We start from the raw sequence: 2,981 nt of genomic DNA, 5'->3' as shown, positions 1-2,981 counted from the left end.
TGTTTTTCTACAGTTAACTAATTTATCTTCCAACTGGATAGGCAATGAATTGATTTTATTATATTGTTGTTTTTCTGTTTCCATTTCACCAAGGCATTGGCTTATAATAGTATTTAATGCACTTATGAATTTTAAAACATTTTCAACACCGCCATTTACTGATGAATCAATAATTGAATCAACAAATATGTCAAATTGTTCTTTCGTATTTATCAATTTTTGATTGAAGGCTTCTCTGATTGCACTTTCAAGGTTCACAGGATCTACATTATAAGAAATGTAATTTTTTAAATCGTCTACAGTTGTTTCCTTACTAATTTCGTAGATATATTCAGGATTAGGATTTAATAGTGCGTCAATAACATCATTACGCCCATTATTTTCACGAATCATAACATCTTGATTATCCACAAATTTATTTGCATCTTCTGCACCAGTCGAAGTTGAATTGATTAAGTAATTGCATAGTTGTGAGATAATTTGATGTGCATAACAACGTCCAACTGCTTGGTTATCATAAACCAATTCTGCACTACCAACAGATGCAGCCCAAGCTTTCTTATCTCTGATATCATATGTGGTTGCATTTTGCTGAACAACAATATTATCGAATGGTGAAGACAATTCATCTCCCATTTTATTGGAAGGTAGAAAAGCACTTTTTGCTATAATTTCAGCTAAATCCTTTATTTTATCAAATGAAACACCAGCTTGATTATAATTATTGATAATGTAAGCATAATCAAAAGGAGATTCATCCAACTTTGCATATCCTAGATTTACAGCAGATTGGTTTCCAGGATTAAGATGTTTTAAATAGTCCAATGATCTTAAAGCACCATAGGTATTATATAAAACATTATTCATCGAAGGTCCGTTATTCATAGCTCTAAATACCTCAGGAAGTAAAATCCATGGATAAATATTAACCTTTCTTGCCAGTGTATTGACAGCTTCTTTTACTAAACATAGCGTATCTATTAACATTCCACTACCAGTACCACCTGCAACAGAACCAAAAACATTGATTATAATAGGACGTTCCACTCCATCTATATTTAACTCTACTTCATACGGTGAATCAGGTGGGAGCAACTGATTAATCTTTGTTATAGCTGATTGAATATTTGTTTTAATTTTATGGAAATTGTAAAAGGCAATAAAGCGACCGTTTGATCTTACTGCTCCTGCTCCACTTCCACTAATCGACGATAATTTATCTATATTTTTTTGTGGTACCCAATCATAGTTCTTAGGGTTATTTCTGTAAACACTTAAAGCTTGTTGTACAGTACATACCAATAATTCATTAGAATCAAGTTTAATAGCTTTTCCACGATTACTTGTAACCTCTTTATTTAATGCTGCTGTATCAGTATCTATAGCCAAAAATCCAATCATAGGTGGAATCTCACCATAAATATCAATAAAGCATTTTTTGACATTCAACAATACTTGTACACCTGTACCACCAAGACCAACATACAAAGTCTTTTTTAATTTACTTTTAGCCATAATATATAGTTTTAAGATTATCTAATTTTAAGATTTACATTTTTACGGATGTTTTTTATTTCAGCAGTACCATTATAAGGCATAGGATTAGGAATTGATATGTAATTCATTCCTAAAACACGAATTCTCTTTTTCTTTGCTGGAGTAAATTTCAATGGTTCTTCAAAGTATGGATTTACAATTGAAAGAATCTTACCTTTAAAGCATTTATCAAAGAATGATTGGGAAATCTTTTGGTTAGATATAACAATCATTCTAGCTCCTGTAAATACGATGTTAAACTGAGACTTCATTTGTGAATTTTCCATAACTAAAATGGATTTTCTGCATTTTCCAAAATGGGGATGCAATAATGGTCGCAACACCAAGAACCAGAATAATAGACTTAAAATTAAAAAACAGCCTACCATAAATAAAATGATAGCTAATGGATTCCATTGTTTGTCATAATAAATGGACCATCTCATCACTTCTACCTGCTGCCCATTTTCCAATTGTTGATTTCCAAATCTATCCAACTTGTGGTTGGCCAATTTTATATAACCTTGATATTTACCCGATTCAGCATTTTCTGAAAAAGAAAAAACAATTTTTCCCGATTCGGAATTTGATTGAACTTTATAAATGTTTTCATCAAGAAATTTACCGTCAACTTCTATTCTCATCAAATCTGTAGAGATCTGCTTTCCTTCCTTATCTACAAATTCCAACTCGACAAAACAATTTTCATCAACTTTAGCGTCTTCACTAAATTCAAATATAAAATTCTTTTCCAATTTGACTAACTTTGATTCACAGAATAAGAATTTGGGGTAATATTCCACTGTACCAAAGTGAAAACTTGGATATTTTTCATCTACATTTTTACATGAAGTAAATATAGATAAAGCTATTAACATGAATAGTATTTTTTTCATTTTATTGATATTCTTAGTGAGCGTTCTTTTTTATTTATGCAAGTCAAAAAAATATTCTCTGTTACCAAAAAAGTGTAATTATCATTTCCAGCATATTTAGAGTTTAATTTGAGATCAACCAATTCCGGAAGAATACTTTGAGAATGTTTTCCTTTTAAGTAGATACGCAAATTGTTTTCCAAAATTTCATATTGGCTTATTTCATAGAAATCATTTGATACTAATTCTAATTGAATGTCCTTGCTAGTCAATTTTCCGAAAATTGGAATTTCTACGTATTTCTCACTACGAATATTAAACGTAGCTTTGTCTTCAAGACGTATTAGATTTATATCAACATCAGCCGTTTCAACTTTCCATAGATGTTCTTGTCTTTCTATTATTTGTTCTACTTTTGAATTTTTGGCCTCTTTATGCAACATTACATAAAAACCATATACGTTTTTATCAGAAAAATAGCTTCCCCATTTATTTAATAAATCTTCAAAATCAGGTATTTCTAGTTCATTTTGTCCATCTGTCATCAAAAACATATAAGTTATTTTAGAT

General features: G+C 30.2%; 3 protein-coding genes. All 3 read right to left on the bottom strand.

What is annotated here, in order from left to right:
• On the bottom strand, window positions 1–1,515 hold a 1,515-nt coding region (locus ACKI3Q_RS05400; RefSeq protein WP_407415018.1), incomplete at its 3' end, for a tubulin-like doman-containing protein.
• 17 nt (window positions 1,516–1,532) lie between these two features.
• Entirely contained in the window at window positions 1,533–2,432 is a 900-nt protein-coding gene (locus tag ACKI3Q_RS05395; protein ID WP_407415016.1) for a hypothetical protein, read from the bottom strand.
• The coding region (locus ACKI3Q_RS05390; protein ID WP_407415015.1) for a hypothetical protein at window positions 2,429–2,981 on the bottom strand (553 nt) is incomplete at its 5' end. The genes ACKI3Q_RS05390 and ACKI3Q_RS05395, both read right to left, overlap by 4 nt.

This window comes from Methanobrevibacter sp. (assembly GCF_045636185.1).
GTDB lineage: Archaea > Methanobacteriota > Methanobacteria > Methanobacteriales > Methanobacteriaceae > Methanocatella.
This window is presented reverse-complemented; position numbering and strand designations above follow the sequence as displayed.

Coding starts and splice junctions, on each gene's coding strand:
- ACKI3Q_RS05395 (WP_407415016.1), bottom strand. CDS start 2,432: ATGAAAAAAATACTATTCATGTTAATAGCTTTATCTATATTTACTTCA.